The following is an 18,144-nucleotide window of genomic DNA, read 5'->3' as shown; positions in this document are numbered from 1 at the left end:
AATCAGCCGTTCGCCGGGTCATTCGTCTCCGAGGTTGTACGTCCGCTTACGGATAGCACCGCAACTCGGGCAGACGTGGCTGTACAGGACCTGCGAACCAGTCGTCTGCGCCTGCCAGCTCCCGCCGTCGTCCTCGTGACCACACTCCGGGCAGACGAGGTCCTCGTGTTCCATGTGGGACTCCATCCGCTCGAACGGGGTCGCACCGATGTCCTCGTGGTCGGTCATGTCAAGAAGCACGTGCCGCCTCCAAATAAATCCCGCGCCTTTTATTTCTGTATACGAAATTTAAGCTTCTCCAATTTTGTTTCCAAAAATCATAGCAACTTTCGCTCACTTCTGGCCGAACTACTCGAAGCGACTCGGAAAGAAGGGGCTTTTTGCGATTCCGGAAGTACACCCGGCCATGGATTATCGCATCGACGAGATCGACAAACGTATTCTCTATCACTTGGCCGCCGACGCGCGGAACACGACCGCCCCGACCATCGCCGAGGAGGTGGACGTGACACCCGCCACGATTCGCCACCGCATCCGCCAGATGGAGGACGCGGGCATCATTCAGGGCTATCACGCCGACATCGACTACGAGCGGACTGACAGCCGAATCATCAACCAGTTCACCTGCACGGTCCCGGTCGAGGACCGGCCTCGCCTCGCCCGCGAGGCGCTTCAGGTCTCGGGCGTCGTCCACGTCCGGAAACTCATGGCCGGGCGCGAGAACCTCGTCGTCACCGCGGTCGGGACCGGCACCGACGACATCACTCGCATCGCGCGGGAACTCTCGAACCTCGGTCTCGACCTCGAACGCGAGGACATCGTGCAAGACGAGCAGTTCCAACCCTACCTCCCCTTCGGCCCGGACGACGACGGCGCTCGCCAGTCGCTGGCGGACGTTCAGAGCCTGACCGGCGGTGCCGAGGTCATCGAGTTCACGGTCCCCGAGGACGCCGCCATCACCGGCACGACGCTCGAATCGGCCAACGAGTCGGGTCTCATCGACGACGACTCGCTGGTCATCAGCATCGAGCGCGGTGACTCGGTCCTCACCCCGAAGGGCGACACCGTCATCGAGGCTGGCGACGTGGTCACGGTGTTCGCCCCCGAGTCGGTCTCCGAGCAAATCACCGAGGCGTTCGAGGCGTAACTGACCGAGTAGGGCGAGTTAAGTAGACGCTAACGACCGCCTTCCCGGGTGGCTTTTTCACCGTCATCGCCGTATTCGTTGTCGATGAACGGCGAGAAGGCGTTCGCCCTCCTCCTGCTCGCGGTGTCGGTCTACGTCTCGTGGCTGGTGATATGGCCCTTCTTCACCTACGTCGCGCTCGCGGTGCTACTGGCCTACGCGCTCTACCCTCTCCAGCGCCGGTTCGCGCCCCGCGTCGGCCCCCGGAAGTCCGCGGTCGCGCTGATGGTATCCGCGACGGTGCTGTTCGTGCTTCCGCTCGTCCTCCTGCTTCAGACCGTCCTCGGTCAGGCGCTCTCGGTCGCCGAGCGAATCCAGTCGGGCGACATCGACCTCGCGGTGTTCCAGCGATTCCTCGAAACCGACCTCGGCGCGGACCTGCTCTCGGCGATTCGCTCCGGCGCTGGCACGGCGCTCCAGGAGATGACGGGCTTTCTGGGCGGCGTCTCGAACGTCGCGCTCGGGTTCACGATTCTGGGATTCCTGCTCTACTACCTGCTGGTCGACGGCGAGGAGGCCGTCGGGTGGTTCCGCGAGGTCACGCCCCTCGCTGCGGACGTGCAGGGGGAACTACTGGCGGAACTGAACCGGCTCACCTTCGCGGTGCTGGTCACGCAGGGCCTCATCGCGGTCGTGCAGGCGGTGCTGACCGGCCTCGCGCTCGCGGTGCTGGGCTTCTCGAACGCGCTCTTCTGGACGGTCGTGGCGGTCGTCCTCGGCTTGCTCCCGTTCGTCGGGTCGATGTTCATCTGGATTCCCGCCGCGCTCATCCTGCTGGCTGGCGGGGACCTCCTCGGCGGCGGCGGCCTGCTCCTCTACGGGTTCGGCGTGGTCAACCTCACCGACAACTACCTCCGGCCGGTCATCGGCGGGCGGAGCGCCAACCTGAACCCGGGCCTGCTGGTGGTCGGCATCTTCGGCGGGTTGGTGGTGTTCGGTTTCACGGGCATCTTCGTCGGGCCGATAGTGCTGGGATTCACGAAGGCCGTAGTGGTCGTGGTGTCGAGAGAGTATGCTTGAGGTTGGTTTAATATATAATATCATTTGCTTAGAAATCCCATAGTTACTTTCAGGAGCGGTGACGTGAAGCGACCGATTGATTTCACCACAGCGGACGACAACTGTCTCGTGACCGACTCACGGTTTCGGTTGGTCGTATCTTCGGCTCTCGAACGACAACAATAAATAGTCGAAACGGTGGATTTTATCCATGCCGGTCGGGAGATACTTTCAGGGCCTCACGACGTTCGATCTCCTCGGGAATCTGATTCCGGGGCTCGTCGTACTGCTCACGTTCGTCGGGTTCCTTCCGTCACCACCGCTACCATCGGACCTCGGGGGATACTCGCTCTTCGCTGTCATCGCGTTCTCTCTCGGGACATTCGTCCAGCACCACGCGTCGTTTGCGACCGGCGAACGCAGTAGTTTCAGACGGACGATGCAGGGTGCCGAACGACTTCGGAATTTGACGAAGTCCGACGGCGACGACTCGGACGGCAGTAGCGACGGCGATATTCAATCGCGGGTCAAGTCGCTGTTCTGGGGGATTACACACGCTTACCTTGACCCGGTCATCTCGCCGTACCGGTCCGAGCAAGGCACGATGTTGGACGACGTCGTTCTAACGAACAAAATCTGGGACCACCTGACCGAAACCTACGACATTCCACCGAACACGGACCGAATCGACGTTCTCTACCACCTCATGTCGAGCAAAATCGACGACGTCGGTTCTCCGTCCCGGGCGGTTCGATTTCAAGCCCTCCGAAACTTCAACCGCGGAATGTGGATTGCTACGTGGTACCTCCTCGTCGCGCTCGTTGTCTCGTGGGTCGCGGATTCGCTGTTCACCGAAGGCGAGACACTTTACGCTGGCGTCGTTTACGCTCGCCCGGCCTTCTTCGAGTACTGGACCCCGATTTGGCACCTCGTCTCGGTCGCCATCGTAATCGTCTGGGCGTTCTGGGTCCTCACGGAGTCGTTCGAGGAGGATTACGTCGAGTACCTGTTCTCGGACTACGTCGTCGCCATCACCGGCAACGGAACCAAGATACAGCTACCGGACGACGTGAAACTGACCGTCGCTCACGAGTGGAACGACGACGCAACAACGAGTGGAGACGAAGAGTCGGACTGACTCGACTAGACGTTCGCTCGAACGGGCGACCGATTCTGCTCGTCCTCGATAGCGTGTACTTCCTCGAACTTCCAGTCTGGTGTCGTTTCGTCTTCGCTCACGAGGACTGCTTCGATGCGTTCTCCTTCGCTAAGACGCTCGACCGACTCCCGAATCTGTTCGTCGTAGCTCTCGTCTTCGATTGGCACCGAGACTCGGATTCCTTGGTCATCTCCCCGCAGAACTTCGAGCCACAGATAGTTGTTCTGCTGACGAGTCACTTCGTACTCGGCCCTCTTCGTCTCCAACATGACGTATTCCGAATGGCGGTTAGTAGAGCAATAAATCTTACCCACTTTCGGGAAATCAACGTCTTTGGACCGCCGATTCGCCACGAAGGTATTTCAATCAGAGCGCGCAACACTCCGCATATGGCCGACATCGCCGCCCTCGATTTGACCGACGACGAGTACACAGTCGTCCAGTCGCCGATTCGCAACAAGTACAAGGCCTACGACGGCGACGGCGACCTCGTCCTCCGGGGCAAGCAGAAGATGTTCAAACTCAAAGAGGAGTTCCCCTTCGTGGACGCCGACGGCGACTCCGCCTTCACCGTCGAGGCCGCCAACGTCTTCGACTTCGCGGGCGACTACGCACTCGTAGACGACCGGACCGGCGAGACGGTCGTCGTGCTGGACAACAAGTTCACCCTACTGGTGGACAAGTGGACGCTCCGGAATCCCGACACCGGGAACCGAATCGCCGAAATCTCCTCGAAGAGCAAGGCCGTCTCGCTCCTGCGGCACCTCCACGGACTCTTCAGCCTGATTCCCCACGAGTACGAAATCACCGACGGCGACGGCGGGCACGTCGGCACCATCGACGGCCGGTTCTCGCTCAAGGACAAGTACGACGTGACCATCGACGACGACACCGGTATCCCGAAGGAAGCGGTCGTCGCGGCCGCGATGGTCGTGGACGCTATCGAGGGGAACTGAGCCGAGCGTCGAACCGCTAGCTGTCGTATCCCGGAATCGAGATGGGTTCTCCGGCCTCGTCGAGATTGACCCAAACGTCACCCCGCTGTTTCACGACGACCTCGAACTGGTAGGCGTCAGTTCCACGCTGTGCGGTCGAATTGAACGATACTACTTCGTGATTGGTGTGGCGCTTCGAGGCCGCGGTTAGACTGTAGACGCCGTCTCCCGTCTCTAGGTTTCGACCTATCGTCTTTGGCTCGCCATCGGCGGGTGCTTCGACGGTCTTCCAGACCGGGCGCTCGGTATTCGCCTCTGGCGGCCCGTAAACCAGCGTCAGCCGTAGTGGTTCGCTGTTCCCGGTGTCGCTCCGAACGACAATTCGGTCGAGAGGTGACTTCGAGTCGGACTCCGAACCGGATTCGTCGCGGGAGGGGAGCGCAGAACAGCCAGCCAGCGCAGTCACCACAGTCGCTCCACCGGCGAGGAGTCGTCTTCGGGACGGGGACAGTTCGTCCATAGCGTTCCCTTCCTTTCGCTCCGGATAAAATTTGCTTCACTTAGTACTCCGGAATCCGGGCCGAGCGGTCGCTCCCCTCCACGAACGGCAGGCTCCCGATTTCGGCAGGGACCTCCTCGCCGCCGACGCGGACGGTCAACTCGGGGTCCTCGCCTTCTCCTCCTTCGCCCGCGTTCTCCGGCCCCACGTCGAAGTCCACCGCGGCGAACGCAATGGGTTCCTCCCGGTCGGGACTCTCGACGGCCCGAGTCACCTCGCCCACCGACTCGTCGCCGCGGAAGACCGCCGCGCCCGAGTCCGGGACCTCCTCGGGACGAAGCCCCACGAGTCGCTGGCTCGGTTGCCCGCGGTTCTCCACCCGGGAGACGACCTCTTGGCCGACGAAACAGCCCTTGTCGAAGTCCACCGCGTTGCGCAGACCGACGACGTTCGGAATCCGGCCCTCTAACTCGGTGTCGAACAGGGGCGTCCCCGCTTCGAGGGTCAGCGACTCCCACGTCCGCCGACCGAATGGCGCGGCGTTCAGGCCCTGATTCAACAGGGTGTCGAAGACGAGTTCGGCGTTCTCCTGCTCGATACCGGTCTCGTTGACGGTCGTGTCGGTGGTGCAGACGACCTCGTAGCCCTCCTCGCCGGTCGGCGCGTCGGTCCGAATCACGGTGACGCCGACCTCGGCCATCCGCCCGCGGACGAACGAGAGGTGGCCGTCCGGCGCGCTCGCGCCGTTGAGGACGCTGGCGATTTTCTCGGTCGCCTTCGGGCCGTGGACGCCGAACACCGCGAAGTCGTCGGAGGCGACCGAGATGTCCACGTCCTGCAGAAAGACCTTGTCGCGCCACTCGTCGGCCAAGTCGGCGGCCCTCCCCGGCGGGACGAACAGGAGCAACTGCTCGCCCGCGTTGTAGACGTACAGGTCCAACTCGATTCCGCCCTGCGGGTCGAGCAGGAGGGCGTAGCACCCCTCGCCGTCTTCCGCGGGCACGTCGTTCGAGACCACGTTGTCCACGTACTCGACTCGGTCGTCTCCTCGGAGGACGACCACGCCGTAGGGCATCTCGGTGACGCCGACGACCCGCCGGACCGCGCCGTGAGCGCGCGCCGGTCGGCCGTAGTCCGCGGGAATGTCCCGTCCGCCGACGTCGGTCCATTCCGCCCCGAGGTCGTCCTGCTGGTCCTCGATAACTGTCATTACCCCGGATTCGGGCCGGGACGGGATTAAAAGGTCGGAATCGGAAGCAAGGGGGTCTGTCCTCTGGCGCGTTCAAGTTCTGTACAGTCGGCAGGCGCTTGGCGAAATTTCTCTCCCGGCGCGCGCTGGCGTCTGCGCGAGCGAAGCGAGCGCAGGCTCGACAGACGCGGTTTGTCTGTCGGCGTGCGCGGTTCTGCGCACGCCAATTCGCGCGAGGGAGGAGGCCGCCTCGAGCGGCCGACGAGGCTGGGGAGGTGTGAGGCTGTTGCGGGGCGGTGCGGGGCGGTCGCGGTGACTCCTTGGCTCAAGCCTGAAGCAACTCCTCGCCGACTGTTCTCCTGTCGCCAGAAACTCGCCAAACGTCACACCTCCCGAGAATACACCCGTCTTCTCCGAAAAATTTCACTAAAGCGGCAGGCGCTCGATGATTTTGTCCACGAACGAGGGCTCCTCGACCTCCTCGTCGGGGTCGGGAATCACCTTCTCGTCGGGGGTGATGAGCGTCCGGTGGTCGCCCTCGCTGGCGTCGATGAGGCCGTCCTCCTTGAGGTTGGCGAGCGCGGTCTCCAACTCGTCGATGTCGGCCTCGACTCGTGAGCGGATTTCGAACACGGTCATCCCGTCGTCGTTCCGGTCGACGAGGGCGTCGAGTACCGCGACCTCGACCTCCTCGCGGTCCCGATACTCCCGCTTTGCCTTCATACGTGGGAGTATGACCGGCGGGCTTTTACCTTTATCTGAAATCCGGGTCGCGGCGAACGCGGGCGCCTCGAAGGCGAGAGTATTAAGCCCCGAAGCGACAGACGTGTGGGTATGGAAGTCAAATCTCGTCACCACCTGCGGAGCGACGAGGTGCGAGAAATCGAGGAGGCACTGGCCGACGGACTCGGCGTCGAGCTGGACGCCGACACCTACGAACTGGTCGAACTGGAGGACTCGGAGTTCGACCTCGTCCTCGTGGACGGGGAACCCGCCGTCCTCTACTACGAGGACGAGCCGTTCCTGACGGTCCGCGGCGCGAACGAGTACCCGCCACAGACGCGGGTCGTCACGGTGGACGCTGGCGCGGTCTCGTTCGTCAGCGACGGCGCGGACGTGATGCGCCCCGGCATCACCGAGGCCGACGAGGACATCTCGGCGGGCGACCTCGTGGCTATCGCCGAGGAGTCCCACGGCAAGGTGCTGGCCATCGGCCGCGCCCAGACCGAGGGGTCGGACATGGTCGGGAGCGAGGGGAAAGTGGTCTCCTCGGTCCACCACGTCGGCGACGAACTGTACGAGTTCAACGTCTAGCGAGGACTTTCCAGCGGTCGCTCACGTTCGTTCGCTCGCGGTGCTACTTCTCGCGCCACACCCACCACCCCAGAACAGCAATCCCCGCCCCCAGCAACACCCCCGGACCGACCGGAACCACGGCCTCGTCGGGGACCACGCCGCCGACCGCCAGCGTCAGCGAGACGCCCAGTCCCGCCGGGAGCGAAATCGCCAGCAGGAGGGCACCCGAGCGCGGCGGGACCTCGTCCCAGAGCAGGCCCGCGCCGAAGCCGACTGCGCCGACCAGCGCGAGGAGGTACGACCAGACCGAGAGCGTCCACCCCGTCAGGAGGCCGCCAGCGACGTAGGCCGCGGACCCGGCGAGCGCGCCGAGCAGACCGGCGAAGAACGCGACGAACCCCGCGGTCGTGACCCGGCCCCACTCGGTCTGGGTCCGGGCGTAGTAGCCCGCGAGACCGACGACTGCGAGCGCGAGAATCGCTGGCGTGAGAACGTCGAGCGTCCCGTAGCCGAGCAGGGTTTGGCCCTGTCCCACCGCGAACGAGGCGACGACCAGTCCCACCCATGCCAGACCGCCAGCGAGGCCCGCGAGGCCCGCGAGTCGGGCGAGGCGCGTTCGTTCGGAACCGAACTCGGACACGGCCCTATTCGTCGGTCGCTTCGCCGTCCGCCGACGACTCGTCGTTGTCCTCGCCCTCGACTCCCTCCAGTTCGTCCTCCTCGTAGGCTTCCTCGTAGCGTTCGACCGCCATCTCGAAGCCCTCCGTGGCCAGTTCGTAGGTCTCGCGCAGGTCCTCGACGGGCGTCTCGGTCGCGTCCACCCGGAGGTCGTCGTAGTAGGGTTCCATCTCGCGGTCCTCGGTCGATTCCACGAGGAGGGCCGCGCTCTGGACGTGCAACTCCTCGCGCTTGTCGCCGCCCTCGGCGTGGCCCGCTTCGAGGGCGTCCACGAGTCGCTCGGCGAGGGGTCGGTCTTCGTCTCGGCTTTCTTCGTATTCGTCAGCCACGGCCTCGACGACGGACTCGCCGGTCAGCAGGTTCCCGGCGACGGTGTAGCTATCGCCCTCGATGTGGCCGTACCAGTCCTTGCACTCCTCGCCGGAGAAGACGAACGTCCCGTCTTCATCGACGCCGTGGAGTTGGCGCTGGGGCGCGCCCTCGTCGGCGTTGAGCAGGGCCTGCAGGGCGTCCTCGACCGCCAGCCCGTCGTCCAGATACTCGACGCCCTTCCGGCCGAGTTCGACGTTGACCAGACTCTGAGTCGCCACCGCACCGTTCTCGCTGGCGAAGGGACAGAGCGTCCCGACCGCGGGCAGGCGGGTCGTGACCGCCACGCCGAACCGGGTCTGGGTGGTGCCCTCGTCGTCTTCGTAGCTCTCGCGGACGCAGATGCTGAAGGTCATGCCCCAATCGAGGACCCGCCCGGCCAAAAAAGTCGGTTTCGCGGAAATTCGTCGCGGTTCGAGGCGCTACTGGACTTCGACGGTGAAGTCGTTGACCTCGCCGTAGTCGCCCGTGACGCCCGGCTCCTCGAAGCTGTTCCAGCTGAGGCGGACGCGGACGAGCGTCTGGCCCGTCGGCGCGTCGCTGGGCACGTCCACCGTCGCGGTGTACGTCGAAGTGTCGTCGGTCACGTCCGAGAAGATTTGGGTCTCGGTCGCGGTGGACCAGTCTTTGTTCTGGTCCCAGTCCACGTAGACGTTGGCGTAGTGGCCGTCGTAGCCACCGTCCGAGAAGTCGAGTTCGACGTCGAACGACCCGCCCGCGCTGACCGTGACGGGACCCGAGCAGGTGAAGTCCTCGTAGGCGTTGTCGGCCGAACTCTCCGAGAACTGGCCGGTGAAGGTGACCGTGTCGATGTTCTCGGCACCGCTGGAGCCGGTCCCGTCGGGCCACTGGGTCGCGTCGAGGCAGTCGCCGCCGTCGCCGCCGTCGCCGCCGTCGTCGCCGTTGATTGCGGCTTCCACGTCGAGCAGACCTGCGCCCTGCTCGTTGCTGCCGAGACCAATGTCCTCGGCGGTGTCTTTGAGCGTGCTGCGGGCTTCGGTGTTGGACGCACCGTTGGCCATGAGTTGGGCACCCGCGCCGGAGACGTGCGGGCAGGACATCGACGTGCCCGAGAGGGTGTCGTAGCCGCCGCCCTTGTACGTCGAGTACACGTCACCGCCGGGCGCGGCGAGTTCGATTTCGGACCCGGTCGAGGAGAAACTCGACAGCGAGTCGTCCTCGTCGGTCGAGGAGATGGCCATCGCGTTGTCGTAGGCGGCGGGGTAGCCGACACAGTCCGAACACGGACCGGAGTTGCCCGCCGACGAGACCACGAGGACGCCGTTGTTGTAGGCGTAGTCCACCGCGTCCTTCAACGTCGAGTTGCCCGAACTCGCGCCGAGGCTGAGGCTGGCGACGTCGTAGCCTTGGTCGGCGGCCCATTCGAGCCCTGCGGCCACGTCGGACCACGACCCGCTTCCGTCGTCGCCCAGCACTTTTCCGGCGTGGAGGGTGGCTTCGGTCGAGACGCCGACGACGCCCTCGGAGTTGTTGACGGCGTCCGCGATGCCAGCACAGTGGGTCCCGTGACCGTCCCCGTCCTCCCACGTGCCCTTCCCGCTGAAGTCCTTGCCTGCTCCGAGGTTGGCTTCGAGGTCGGGGTGGTCGGAGTCGATTCCCGTGTCGAGGATGGCGATGTCGGCACCGTTGCCGGTCTCGCCGTCGCTGTGGGCCACGTCGGCGTCCACGCGGTCGATACCCCACGGCAGGGTCTGAGCGTGGGCGTGGACCGTTCCGTTCTCCTCGACGTAGCGGACGTTCTTGCGCTTGGCGAGACCGCGAGCGGCGTTCGCGGACGCCCGGATGGTCACGATGTCGAGCGAGTCGAAGTCCCGAACCACGTCGCTCGCGGCGTTGCGCGCCGCCTGTCGCGCGGCGTTGCCGCGGTATCCGACGTTGATTTCGACCGTTCCCTTCGCGCCCGCCAGACCGGCCAGTCCGGTCGCCACGACCGACCCGCCGGCCATTTTCAGTACGTTACGCCTCGAAACACCGTTGGTATCTTTTGACATCCATAAATTACATACAATCGCAGATACTTAATATTTTGTTTTCTAATTATAAAATTAATCTATTTTTGCCGTATAGATGGTGTGGGGTAGAACCGCTTCCGCCCCGACGAATTCCGAGATGTTGCGACGGCAAGCCCGTGTCGGTCGGACTCGTCCGTAGTGGTTAAAGAAATAAAACTATATCTTTTAGAAATATAAAAATTGCTAACGGCGTATATAGGTCCTTCTGGTCGTCGCCGACAGAACACGTGGACTCGTCACGACGCTCGTCGTTTCGAAAAGAAATCTGAATCGGCTCGGGGATTCGGGCGCGGAGCGGGACCGCCGAATCAGGCCGAGACGGTCTTGGTCTGGCTGGTTGTGTTGCCCGCCGCGTCAGTAACGGTGAGCGTGATGTCGTAAGAACCACTGCCCTTCTTGTCCTGCAATCGGGCCGACCCCGAGGCGCTGGAGCCGCTGACCGACGTACTGTACGAGTCGACGGTCGAGGACTTCGAGAGCGTGAGGTCAACTGAAGCGAGGTCGCCGTCGGCGTCCGAGACGCTCCAGTTCACGTCGAAGCGCGCCCAGCCGCCGTTGCTGTTGTTCGTGACCGAAAAGGTGTCGATGGCCGGACTGCTACTGCCGCTGGAACTGCTCGTGGTGAACGTGACCGAGCTTCCGGTGTCGGTGTCGCCGTCGCTGGCGCTGGCGACCGCGCGGAAGTCGTAGTCCGTACCGCTACTGAGGTTGGACACGTCCGCGCTGAACGTTCCGGTCGAGGAGAGCGTCTGCGTGCCGGTCGTGCTGTCGAGCGTCGTGCCGCTCTCGCCGTACTCGAAGTACACGTCCGCCGAGGACGCGCCGCCGAGGTCGGTCAGGTCGCCGCTCAGCGTTGCCGACGAGGTGCCGACGTTCGAGGCGCTTCCGGTCGAGACCGTGACGCTCGTGTCGCCGCCATCGCCGCCGCCGAGCGCGGCTTCCACGTCGAGGAGGCCCGCACCCTGCTCGTTGGAGCCGAGACCGATGTCCTCGGCGTTGTTCTTGAGCGCGCTCCGGGCCTCGGTGTTGGACATGCCGGTCGCCATCAGTTGGGCACCGGCACCGGAGACGTGGGGACACGACATCGAGGTCCCCGAGAGGGTGTCGTAGCCGCCGCCCGTGTACGTCGAGTAGATGCTGCCGCCGGGCGCGGCGAGTTCGATTTCGGACCCGGTCGAGGAGAAACTCGACAGCGAGTCGTCCTCGTCGGTCGAGGAGATGGCCATCGCGTTGCTGTAGGCCGCCGGATAGCCCACGCAGTCGGTACACGGACCGGAGTTGCCCGCCGACGAGACCACGAGGACGCCGTTGTTGTAGGCGTAGTCCACGGCGTCTTTTAGCGTGGTCGTCCCCGAACTCGCGCCGAGGCTGAGACTGGCGACGTCGTAGCCTTGGTCGGCGGCCCACTCGATACCGGCCGCAACGTCCGAGAACGAACCGCTACCGTCGTCGCCCAGCACCTTGCCGGCGTGGAGGGTGGCCTCGGTCGAGACGCCGACGACGCCCTCGGAGTTGTTGACCGCGTTCGCAATCCCAGCGCAGTGGGTCCCGTGACCGTCGCCGTCCTCCCACGTGCCCTTCCCGCTGAAGTCCTTGCCCTCGCCGAGGTTGGCTTCGAGGTCGGGGTGGTCGGAGTCGATACCCGTGTCGAGGATGGCGATGTCGGCACCGCTGCCGGTGTCACCGTTGCTGTGTGCGACGTCGGCGTCCACGCGGTCGATGCCCCACGGCAGGGTCTGAGCGTGCGCGTGAACCGTCCCGTTCTGTTCGACGTAGCGGATGTTCGGGTTGTTCTGGAGTCCCTGAGCCGCTTTCGCAGGCATCTTCGCCGTCACGATGTCGAGCGAATCGAAGTCCCGAACCGTCTCGTCGGCCGCGTCGAGGGTCTTCTGGCGACCGCGCTCGGAGGCGAAGCCGACGTTGACTTCGACCTGTCCAGTCGCGCCCGCGAGTCCGGTCACACCGGCCGCGGCCACGGTGCTTCCGGCAATCTTCAATACATTCCGCCTCGACAGCTTATTTTTATTATTAACCACAAATTATGAACTATACTGGTACGACTTAAACATTTTTGTGAATATTATGAATCTTTTGGCCGAACGCGGGGAATACCCGTCTGACGTAAGAACTATACCGTTTCGCTCGGCCCATGTCTCTATGGGCTTCATGAGCAAAATCCTCGGCGACCGGGACGCGAACACCGCCGAGGACTACGTCGAACTCAACCTCGACGACTTCGACACGGCGTCGAGCGACGCCGCGATGCAGGTCCACATCGCCGAGATTCAGGGCCAACAGGACGTAATCGCCATCAAAGACGCCATCTACGACGGTGACCTCGTGGTGGCCGACATCACCCGCCTGCGGACCGAGGACACCACGGTCGAGCGCATCACCAACGAACTCCAGCAGGTCGCCCGCGAAGTGGACGGCGACATCGTCCAGAAGGGCGACGACCAGATTCTGGTCACGCCGACCGGCGTACAGATTAGCCGCGAGAAACTGACGCGCTGAACCGCCCCCGATTTTCCCGCATTTCCCGCTATTCCCGCTTACTTCAGCGCGCGTTCGACGCTACTCGCCACGCTCCGGGCTTTCTCGGCGAGTGGCTCCGAGATGTTCCCCGCCTCGACGGCGGCGTCGAGTTCGTCGTCGTCCACGCGTCGGACCTCGCCGTCGGGAGTCTTCACCACGTCCACGTGGAGGTCCACGTACCGCGCCGAGTCGGGGAACAACTCGACCGGCGTGCAGACGTTGACGTAGGTGCCCTTGCTCCGACCGTCCTCGCTCTTGTAGACTGTCGGGTACCACCACCGGCCCTCGCGGAACTTGGTGACGGCCACGTCGCCCGACTCGCGGTCTGTCCCGAGGGCGTCGTAGGTTCCCCGGCCCGACATCTGGCGGCGGACCGTGACCTTGCCCTCGTCAGGGAGACACGTCGAGACCTCTCCTCGGCCGAGCGAGAAGCACCGGCCGTCGGGCTTTCCGTGGCGGATTTCGAGGCGGTCGCCCTCCGAGGGGCCGAACTGCCGGAGCGTCGCGCCCGTGGGAAACTCGTCGGTTCCAGAGTGTGACTCGCCCGCCCGGAGGTCCTCCACGAAATCGACCGCGCCGCTCGCGGACTTGTGGGCCGCTTTGACTCGGTGGTGGCCCGGCATCGTCGTGGTCACGCCTCGGCGGTCGGCGTCCAAGGCGAATCTGGACTCCCGGCCGAACCAGCACCACGCCGTCTCCTCGGGCGCGACGAGTCGCCGGGGCAGGCGCTGGTTGCCCTCTTCGGGCGAGTCCGGCGCGTCTGCGAGGCCCGCGTCGATTGCCTCGGCCTGCTCGACGGCCCGCGAGAGCGCGTCGTCCATCGCGTCCATCCCGGCGTCGGCGGCGGCGTACTCCCACCGGACGCCCCAGTCGTCGGGCACCTCGGTCGGGAGCATCTCGGTGGTCCGGGCGAGTTCGGTCTTGGTCGCCTCGTCGCCGGAGGCCACCACGCGGTCGATGCCCTTCGAGAGGCTCGCCACCCCGCCGAAGGCCTGAATCTCGGTGCCGAGGGTGGGCCGCCTGTCGGCCCACGGGGCTGCGGCGTCGTGGACCTGCACGCGGACCTCGTCGCCCTCGTGGATTCGCCGGTCCACCTTTCCGAACGAGAGGTATCCCTCCCGGTCGCCCAAGTCCACGACTGCGCCGCCGCCGAGAGTCTCGGTGACGACGCCGTCGAAGACGGCTCCTCGCGGTGTCGGGTCGGTCCAACAGAACGTGTCGATACCGAGGTCGGCGAGATTCTTCCCAATCGCTTCGACCGCCTCGGGGTCCCCGACGACGCCCGCACCCTGTCTGTCGTCGGTGGTCTCGACGCTGGCGTCGTACTCCTCGGCCGGGAACTCGGCGTCGAAGCGCCGCCGAATCGGGGGCGAGGCCTGCACGACTTCGAACTCCTCGCGGAGGCGCTCGGTCAGGGCGGTCGTGTAGATGCCGCGAATCCGGACCCTGTTCATGGTTGCTCGAAGCAAGGGGAGTTGTCTGCGACTCGCTCGACGTTCATGTCCGAAGGCTCGTGAGGCGGACCCTTCGGTGTAGCGATTCGGTCGGAAAATGGGGGTCGGGCGGCGCGCGGTCGGCGTGACCGGCGGGCAGGAATCTACGGGTCGGTGACCGCTCGGACGTCAGTCGTCGGCCGGGACCGAGCCGGTCCAGTTGGCGTCGCTCGCGCCGGGCGAGGAGGCCAGTTCCGGCGCGCGCTCCTCGACTTCGGCCGCTATCTCCTCGGCTGTTTCTTCCGCTGCATCGTCTGTTCGGCTATTCTCGTCTGCTTTCGGCGGGGCGGTGTACATGATACCGCGACTCGCGCTTCGGTACGTCATCGTTATCCACGCTGTGGCCGATTCTCCTTGATAAGGTTACCCCTGAGAGTGTTAATGGTGTATAATCACAATTAAGGTATGAAAGGAAGTTCGTGAGCCAGATAATTGGTCTTGGAATCCGTAGTCCACGGCGATGGAAGGTGAACGCGACCCCGTCGCCGACGGTGCGACCGACTCGGCGGACCTCTACGACATCGCCACGTGGGAGCCTCGGAGCTTACTCGACAAACTCTCGACCGGAATCTACGGCTTCCTGAGTGCGCTCGCGCCCTACGTCGTCGCGCTGTTCGTGCTGGTCATCGTCTTGGTCGAACTCCTCCTGTTCGGCGTCGCCATCACCTCGTTCCGGAACCCGGTCATCGGGGCGTTCGTCCTGCTGTCGGTGGTGCCAGCGTTCGCGCTGGCGGTCTACATCTGGTACGCCGACGTGACGACCTCCGAACCGGTCTGGTTGCTGGCGCTGACCTTCCTGCTGAGCGTCGTGCTGGCGAGTTTCGCGGCCATCGTCAACACGCTCCTGCAACCCGTGGTCACGCTGGTCCCTATCGTCGGGATGACGCTGTTTTTCTACCTCGTGGTCGCGCCGGTCGAGGAGGTCGTGAAGTGGCTCGCGGTCCGGCTCTGGGCCTTCCGCGACGCGCGCTTCGACGCGGTCATCGACGGCGCGGTGTACGGCGCGGTCGCCGGTCTGGGCTTCGCTACCATCGAGAACGCCATCTACATCACGCAGGGGCTGAGCGCCGCGACGCCGCTGGGGGCCGAGGCCATCGCCACCGCGGGCCAGACCGCCGCGGTGCGCCTGCTGGCCGGGCCGGGCCACGTCATCTACTCGGCGTTCGCGGGCTACTACCTCGGATTGGCGAAGTTCAACCGGGAGAACGCCGGGCCGATAGTGGTCAAGGGCCTCCTCATCGCGGCGTTCATCCACGCGACCTACAACACGCTGGTGACCTACCTCAACCCGATTCTGGAACTCGCTGGCGTCGCAGTCGCGCCCGGCGTGGCGTTCATCGCCTTCGTCGTGGTCTACGACAGCTTCTTCGGATACATCCTCTACCGGAAGATTTCGCGCTACCGGAAGGCCTACCGGCAGGTGGACATGGGCCAGAGCGTCACCTTCGAGGGCGTCGAGATGGAACCCGAACCAGAGAGCGACGGCGGTGCCGACCTCGGCGAACGACCAGAACACAGCGAGAACGACGAGCGACCCGGGGACGGGGACGAGTCGAGCGATTCGGACCGAATCGAGTAGCGAGGAGTCTCGTCCTCACGCGAGGGGGTCGGCACCCGAGAGCCAGTCGGCCAGCCACCACCCGACCGCGCCCGAGACGCCGCCGAACGCGCCGAACGAGACCGGGAGGACGACGCCGCTCCCCGCGACGACGGCGTCGAAGGCGGCGACATCCACAACCTTTCTCGCGTCGTAGGCCGCCAGCGAGACGCAGAGCGCGCCGCCGAGGCCGCAGGCCAGCACCCCGTCGCGCAGGCCGTCGAGGAGTCCGTCTGCGGTCCGGTAGCCTACCACGACGCCGATGGTCGCCACCGCGAGCGCGATTAGGACTGCGCCGTCGATTCGGAGGGGGTCGGCGACCAGATGGACCAACCCGACCCGGACGAACACCGCGGCCGACCCCGCCCCGACCGCGAGTCGGTCGGCGTTTGCGAAGCAGTCGCGGTCGGCGGCGTTCCCGGGGTCACAGTCGAAGGGCGAGGAGAGGCGGCGCTCGACCGCGCGGTCGATGCCGAGCGCGATTAGTCCCGCGATTCCGACGCCGAGCAGGCCCGCGGCGGCCGTCACCAGCGTCGGTTCCGCGCCGGGGGTGAGCGTCGAGGCTCCGACTGCCACCGCCCCGGCGACGACCAGTCCGAGCAGGAGTCCGGCGACTCGCATTCGGTCCTTCGTGAACGCCGGATAGTGAAAAAGCTACGTCAGACGCGCGTCGGAATCAAGGGATGATATCTCAAGGGTCGGTCTGGTTGCGGTTTCTTTACCTCCGAACTTCGGCGCGTATTGACGACTTCCGGCGCGCGCTGGCGGACCCCTGTGGTCCGCCATCGGCGCGCGAGGGATGACTGAGCGACTGAAAGGAGCGAGGGAAGAGGTTGGGGAGGTGTGAGGCCCGCGGTCGCGGGGCGGTGTCGTGACGAGCGAAGCGAGTCACGGCTCGTCAGAGCGACGCTCTGACGGTGCTGTGCGGGAACTCCTCGGCTTCGGTAGTAGCTAACTTTCCTCTGGTCGTCCATCTTCCAAAGTGAACGATGAAAAACAGCGCCGCTTACTGCTCCAGCGTCTCCGCAATCTTCTCGTCCGCGACTTCCTCGCCGCCCATCTCGAATCCGGCGTCCTCCAGCAGGCTCTCGGCGTACTTCGCAATCACGTCCACCTCCAAGTGGACCGGGTCGCCGACTTCCTTCTCCGAGAGGTTGGTCACCTCGCGGGTCTCCGGAATAATCGCCACGGAGAAGCTCTCCTCGCCGCGCTCGGCGACCGTGAGGCTGATGCCGTCCACGGCGACCGACCCCTTGTCCACGACGTACTTGCCGAAGCCCTCGGGGATGGCGAACTCGTACTCCCAGTCCTCGCCGACCTGCCGGATGTCCGTGACCTCGGCGGTCGTGTCCACGTGGCCCTGCACGACGTGGCCGTCGAAGCGCCCGTCGGCGGCCATTGCGCGTTCGAGGTTGACTGGGTCGCCAGCCTCGACTTCGCCGAGATAGGTCTTTGCGACGGTCTCGCTGGCGAGGAACACCTCGAACCATCCCGGGCCGTGTTCCTCGACGGTCAGGCAGACCCCGCTGACGCTGACGCTCTGGCCGCGTTCGAGGTCCTGCGCGGCGTCCTCGCCCTCGATGCGGAGGCGACGGCCCTCCTCGGTCACGGTCACGTCGCTGACTCTCCCCGCCTCCTCAACGATTCCGGTAAACATACCAGATTTGTGGGGATGGCCGAGTGAAAAGGATTCCGGAGTTCGAAAGTCGTGTCGGGGAGAGGTCGGTCCGACTTTCCACTCGGCGCGCGCTGGCGCGGCCTCCGTGCCGCGCCATCGGCGTGCGAGGGACGAGCATCGCAGGCCGTAGGCCGAGAAGCGCAATCGGTTGGGGAGGGTGTGGCCCCCGGTCGCGGTGCTGTGCGGAGCGGGAGACGCCTAGGCTCAAGCCCGAAGCTAGCTTCTCGGACTTTACTACTACCGTTCGCTGTCCCTCTAGAACTGACTCAAACGACCCCTGTTGCTCTCGTTGTTTCATCCACAGAAACTTCCATCAGACCGAGCTTAACAAATATATACCGTTCTTAAACAAATATAATAATTTCTAAAACGGCACTGTCTAGTTAGCGCAGTTTAAGAAGTGAGCAGGTTGTAGCGGTTGTGTCCATGCAAGCCGCAAACCTGCTCAAAAGGACGTTAGACACCGCGACTCTTGAATGTTGGCAGCGGGAGCGGACG

General features: G+C 64.6%; 20 protein-coding genes. 7 read left to right on the top strand and 13 right to left on the bottom strand.

Going from position 1 to position 18,144, the window contains the following annotated elements; translation table 11 throughout:
• Positions 1-18: 18 nt before the first annotated feature.
• Positions 19-228 carry an HVO_0649 family zinc finger protein gene (locus EPL01_RS18660; RefSeq protein WP_135826801.1) on the bottom strand — a complete coding sequence of 70 codons (210 nt, stop codon included), beginning with the start codon at positions 226-228 and terminating at the stop codon, positions 19-21.
• A gap of 178 nt (positions 229-406) precedes the next feature.
• Here EPL01_RS18660 and EPL01_RS18655 point away from each other — a divergent pair, with 178 nt between their 5' ends.
• The 3 genes from EPL01_RS18655 to EPL01_RS18645 all read left to right on the top strand — a co-directional run bounded on the left by EPL01_RS18655 (position 407) and on the right by EPL01_RS18645 (position 3,323).
• On the top strand, positions 407-1,147 hold the full coding sequence (locus EPL01_RS18655; RefSeq protein WP_135826800.1) for an Lrp/AsnC family transcriptional regulator: 741 nt from the start codon (positions 407-409) through the stop codon (positions 1,145-1,147).
• Positions 1,148-1,231: 84 nt separating this feature from the next.
• Entirely contained in the window at positions 1,232-2,206 is a 975-nt protein-coding gene (locus EPL01_RS18650; protein WP_135826799.1) for an AI-2E family transporter, read from the top strand.
• Between the two features lie 190 nt (positions 2,207-2,396).
• Positions 2,397-3,323: a hypothetical protein gene (locus tag EPL01_RS18645; RefSeq protein WP_135826798.1), complete on the top strand. Its 927-nt coding sequence runs from the start codon at positions 2,397-2,399 to the stop codon at positions 3,321-3,323.
• Between the two features lie 5 nt (positions 3,324-3,328).
• Here EPL01_RS18645 and EPL01_RS18640 read toward each other — a convergent pair whose 3' ends face one another.
• Positions 3,329-3,613 (bottom strand): hypothetical protein, encoded by a 285-nt coding sequence (locus tag EPL01_RS18640; RefSeq protein WP_135826797.1) that lies wholly within the window; start codon positions 3,611-3,613, stop codon positions 3,329-3,331.
• Positions 3,614-3,733: 120 nt separating this feature from the next.
• Between EPL01_RS18640 and EPL01_RS18635 the strand changes: the two genes are divergently transcribed.
• Positions 3,734-4,300, top strand: a complete 567-nt coding sequence (locus tag EPL01_RS18635) for an LURP-one-related family protein (RefSeq protein ID WP_135826796.1) — start codon at positions 3,734-3,736, stop codon at positions 4,298-4,300.
• 16 nt (positions 4,301-4,316) lie between these two features.
• Here EPL01_RS18635 and EPL01_RS18630 read toward each other — a convergent pair whose 3' ends face one another.
• From EPL01_RS18630 to EPL01_RS18620, 3 genes are all read right to left on the bottom strand, one after another.
• A complete protein-coding gene (locus tag EPL01_RS18630; protein WP_135826795.1) occupies positions 4,317-4,799 on the bottom strand; it encodes a hypothetical protein in 483 nt (160 codons plus the stop codon).
• A 40-nt stretch (positions 4,800-4,839) separates the two neighbouring features.
• Entirely contained in the window at positions 4,840-5,988 is a 1,149-nt protein-coding gene (ygfZ, locus tag EPL01_RS18625) for a CAF17-like 4Fe-4S cluster assembly/insertion protein YgfZ (protein ID WP_135826794.1), read from the bottom strand.
• A gap of 405 nt (positions 5,989-6,393) precedes the next feature.
• Entirely contained in the window at positions 6,394-6,690 is a 297-nt protein-coding gene (locus EPL01_RS18620; RefSeq protein ID WP_135826793.1) for a DUF6432 family protein, read from the bottom strand.
• Between the two features lie 111 nt (positions 6,691-6,801).
• On the opposite strand from EPL01_RS18620, the gene EPL01_RS18615 reads away from it, so the two are divergent.
• Positions 6,802-7,281, top strand: coding sequence for an RNA-binding protein (locus EPL01_RS18615; protein ID WP_135826792.1), 480 nt, complete (start codon positions 6,802-6,804; stop codon positions 7,279-7,281).
• Between the two features lie 43 nt (positions 7,282-7,324).
• Here EPL01_RS18615 and EPL01_RS18610 read toward each other — a convergent pair whose 3' ends face one another.
• The 4 genes from EPL01_RS18610 to EPL01_RS18595 all read right to left on the bottom strand — a co-directional run bounded on the left by EPL01_RS18610 (position 7,325) and on the right by EPL01_RS18595 (position 12,340).
• Positions 7,325-7,903 carry a Re/Si-specific NAD(P)(+) transhydrogenase subunit beta gene (locus tag EPL01_RS18610; RefSeq protein WP_135826791.1) on the bottom strand — a complete coding sequence of 193 codons (579 nt, stop codon included), beginning with the start codon at positions 7,901-7,903 and terminating at the stop codon, positions 7,325-7,327.
• Between the two features lie 4 nt (positions 7,904-7,907).
• Positions 7,908-8,666 (bottom strand): DUF1028 domain-containing protein, encoded by a 759-nt coding sequence (locus EPL01_RS18605; RefSeq protein ID WP_135826790.1) that lies wholly within the window; start codon positions 8,664-8,666, stop codon positions 7,908-7,910.
• 66 nt (positions 8,667-8,732) lie between these two features.
• Positions 8,733-10,277 carry a S8 family peptidase gene (locus EPL01_RS18600; RefSeq protein WP_246045756.1) on the bottom strand — a complete coding sequence of 515 codons (1,545 nt, stop codon included), beginning with the start codon at positions 10,275-10,277 and terminating at the stop codon, positions 8,733-8,735.
• A 374-nt stretch (positions 10,278-10,651) separates the two neighbouring features.
• Positions 10,652-12,340, bottom strand: a complete 1,689-nt coding sequence (locus EPL01_RS18595; RefSeq protein ID WP_246045755.1) for a S8 family peptidase — start codon at positions 12,338-12,340, stop codon at positions 10,652-10,654.
• Between the two features lie 160 nt (positions 12,341-12,500).
• Between EPL01_RS18595 and EPL01_RS18590 the strand changes: the two genes are divergently transcribed.
• A complete protein-coding gene (locus EPL01_RS18590) occupies positions 12,501-12,857 on the top strand; it encodes a cell division protein SepF (RefSeq protein WP_135826787.1) in 357 nt (118 codons plus the stop codon).
• A 38-nt stretch (positions 12,858-12,895) separates the two neighbouring features.
• Here EPL01_RS18590 and EPL01_RS18585 read toward each other — a convergent pair whose 3' ends face one another.
• Together EPL01_RS18585 and EPL01_RS18580 are read right to left on the bottom strand one after the other, a co-directional pair.
• Positions 12,896-14,332: a ribonuclease FAU-1 family protein gene (locus EPL01_RS18585; RefSeq protein WP_135826786.1), complete on the bottom strand. Its 1,437-nt coding sequence runs from the start codon at positions 14,330-14,332 to the stop codon at positions 12,896-12,898.
• A 168-nt stretch (positions 14,333-14,500) separates the two neighbouring features.
• A complete protein-coding gene (locus EPL01_RS18580) occupies positions 14,501-14,698 on the bottom strand; it encodes a hypothetical protein (RefSeq protein ID WP_135826785.1) in 198 nt (65 codons plus the stop codon).
• Between the two features lie 133 nt (positions 14,699-14,831).
• On the opposite strand from EPL01_RS18580, the gene EPL01_RS18575 reads away from it, so the two are divergent.
• Positions 14,832-15,950 (top strand): PrsW family intramembrane metalloprotease, encoded by a 1,119-nt coding sequence (locus tag EPL01_RS18575; protein WP_135826784.1) that lies wholly within the window; start codon positions 14,832-14,834, stop codon positions 15,948-15,950.
• 15 nt (positions 15,951-15,965) lie between these two features.
• Here the strand turns inward: EPL01_RS18575 and EPL01_RS18570 are convergent, their stop codons facing one another.
• Together EPL01_RS18570 and EPL01_RS18565 are read right to left on the bottom strand one after the other, a co-directional pair.
• Complete coding sequence (locus EPL01_RS18570) at positions 15,966-16,589, bottom strand: hypothetical protein (RefSeq protein WP_135826783.1); 624 nt, start codon at positions 16,587-16,589, stop codon at positions 15,966-15,968.
• A 385-nt stretch (positions 16,590-16,974) separates the two neighbouring features.
• Positions 16,975-17,625 carry a riboflavin synthase gene (locus tag EPL01_RS18565; protein WP_135826782.1) on the bottom strand — a complete coding sequence of 217 codons (651 nt, stop codon included), beginning with the start codon at positions 17,623-17,625 and terminating at the stop codon, positions 16,975-16,977.
• Positions 17,626-18,144: the final 519 nt, after the last annotated feature.

Origin of the sequence: Halorussus ruber (genome assembly GCF_004765785.1) — an archaeon.
Taxonomy (GTDB): Archaea; Halobacteriota; Halobacteria; order Halobacteriales; family Haladaptataceae; genus Halorussus; species Halorussus ruber.
This window is presented reverse-complemented; position numbering and strand designations above follow the sequence as displayed.

Bases quoted from the DNA above. Each gene is read 5' to 3' on its own strand.
- EPL01_RS18660 (WP_135826801.1), bottom strand. From the start codon at position 228: ATGACCGACCACGAGGACATCGGTGCGACCCCGTTCGAGCGGATGGAG.
- EPL01_RS18655 (WP_135826800.1), top strand. From the start codon at position 407: ATGGATTATCGCATCGACGAGATCGACAAACGTATTCTCTATCACTTG.
- EPL01_RS18650 (WP_135826799.1), top strand. From the start codon at position 1,232: ATGAACGGCGAGAAGGCGTTCGCCCTCCTCCTGCTCGCGGTGTCGGTC.
- EPL01_RS18645 (WP_135826798.1), top strand. From the start codon at position 2,397: ATGCCGGTCGGGAGATACTTTCAGGGCCTCACGACGTTCGATCTCCTC.
- EPL01_RS18640 (WP_135826797.1), bottom strand. From the start codon at position 3,613: ATGTTGGAGACGAAGAGGGCCGAGTACGAAGTGACTCGTCAGCAGAAC.
- EPL01_RS18635 (WP_135826796.1), top strand. From the start codon at position 3,734: ATGGCCGACATCGCCGCCCTCGATTTGACCGACGACGAGTACACAGTC.
- EPL01_RS18630 (WP_135826795.1), bottom strand. From the start codon at position 4,799: ATGGACGAACTGTCCCCGTCCCGAAGACGACTCCTCGCCGGTGGAGCG.
- ygfZ (WP_135826794.1), bottom strand. From the start codon at position 5,988: ATGACAGTTATCGAGGACCAGCAGGACGACCTCGGGGCGGAATGGACC.
- EPL01_RS18620 (WP_135826793.1), bottom strand. From the start codon at position 6,690: ATGAAGGCAAAGCGGGAGTATCGGGACCGCGAGGAGGTCGAGGTCGCG.
- EPL01_RS18615 (WP_135826792.1), top strand. From the start codon at position 6,802: ATGGAAGTCAAATCTCGTCACCACCTGCGGAGCGACGAGGTGCGAGAA.
- EPL01_RS18605 (WP_135826790.1), bottom strand. From the start codon at position 8,666: ATGACCTTCAGCATCTGCGTCCGCGAGAGCTACGAAGACGACGAGGGC.
- EPL01_RS18600 (WP_246045756.1), bottom strand. From the start codon at position 10,277: ATGGCCGGCGGGTCGGTCGTGGCGACCGGACTGGCCGGTCTGGCGGGC.
- EPL01_RS18590 (WP_135826787.1), top strand. From the start codon at position 12,501: ATGGGCTTCATGAGCAAAATCCTCGGCGACCGGGACGCGAACACCGCC.
- EPL01_RS18585 (WP_135826786.1), bottom strand. From the start codon at position 14,332: ATGAACAGGGTCCGGATTCGCGGCATCTACACGACCGCCCTGACCGAG.
- EPL01_RS18580 (WP_135826785.1), bottom strand. From the start codon at position 14,698: ATGACGTACCGAAGCGCGAGTCGCGGTATCATGTACACCGCCCCGCCG.
- EPL01_RS18575 (WP_135826784.1), top strand. From the start codon at position 14,832: ATGGAAGGTGAACGCGACCCCGTCGCCGACGGTGCGACCGACTCGGCG.
- EPL01_RS18570 (WP_135826783.1), bottom strand. From the start codon at position 16,589: ATGCGAGTCGCCGGACTCCTGCTCGGACTGGTCGTCGCCGGGGCGGTG.
- EPL01_RS18565 (WP_135826782.1), bottom strand. From the start codon at position 17,625: ATGTTTACCGGAATCGTTGAGGAGGCGGGGAGAGTCAGCGACGTGACC.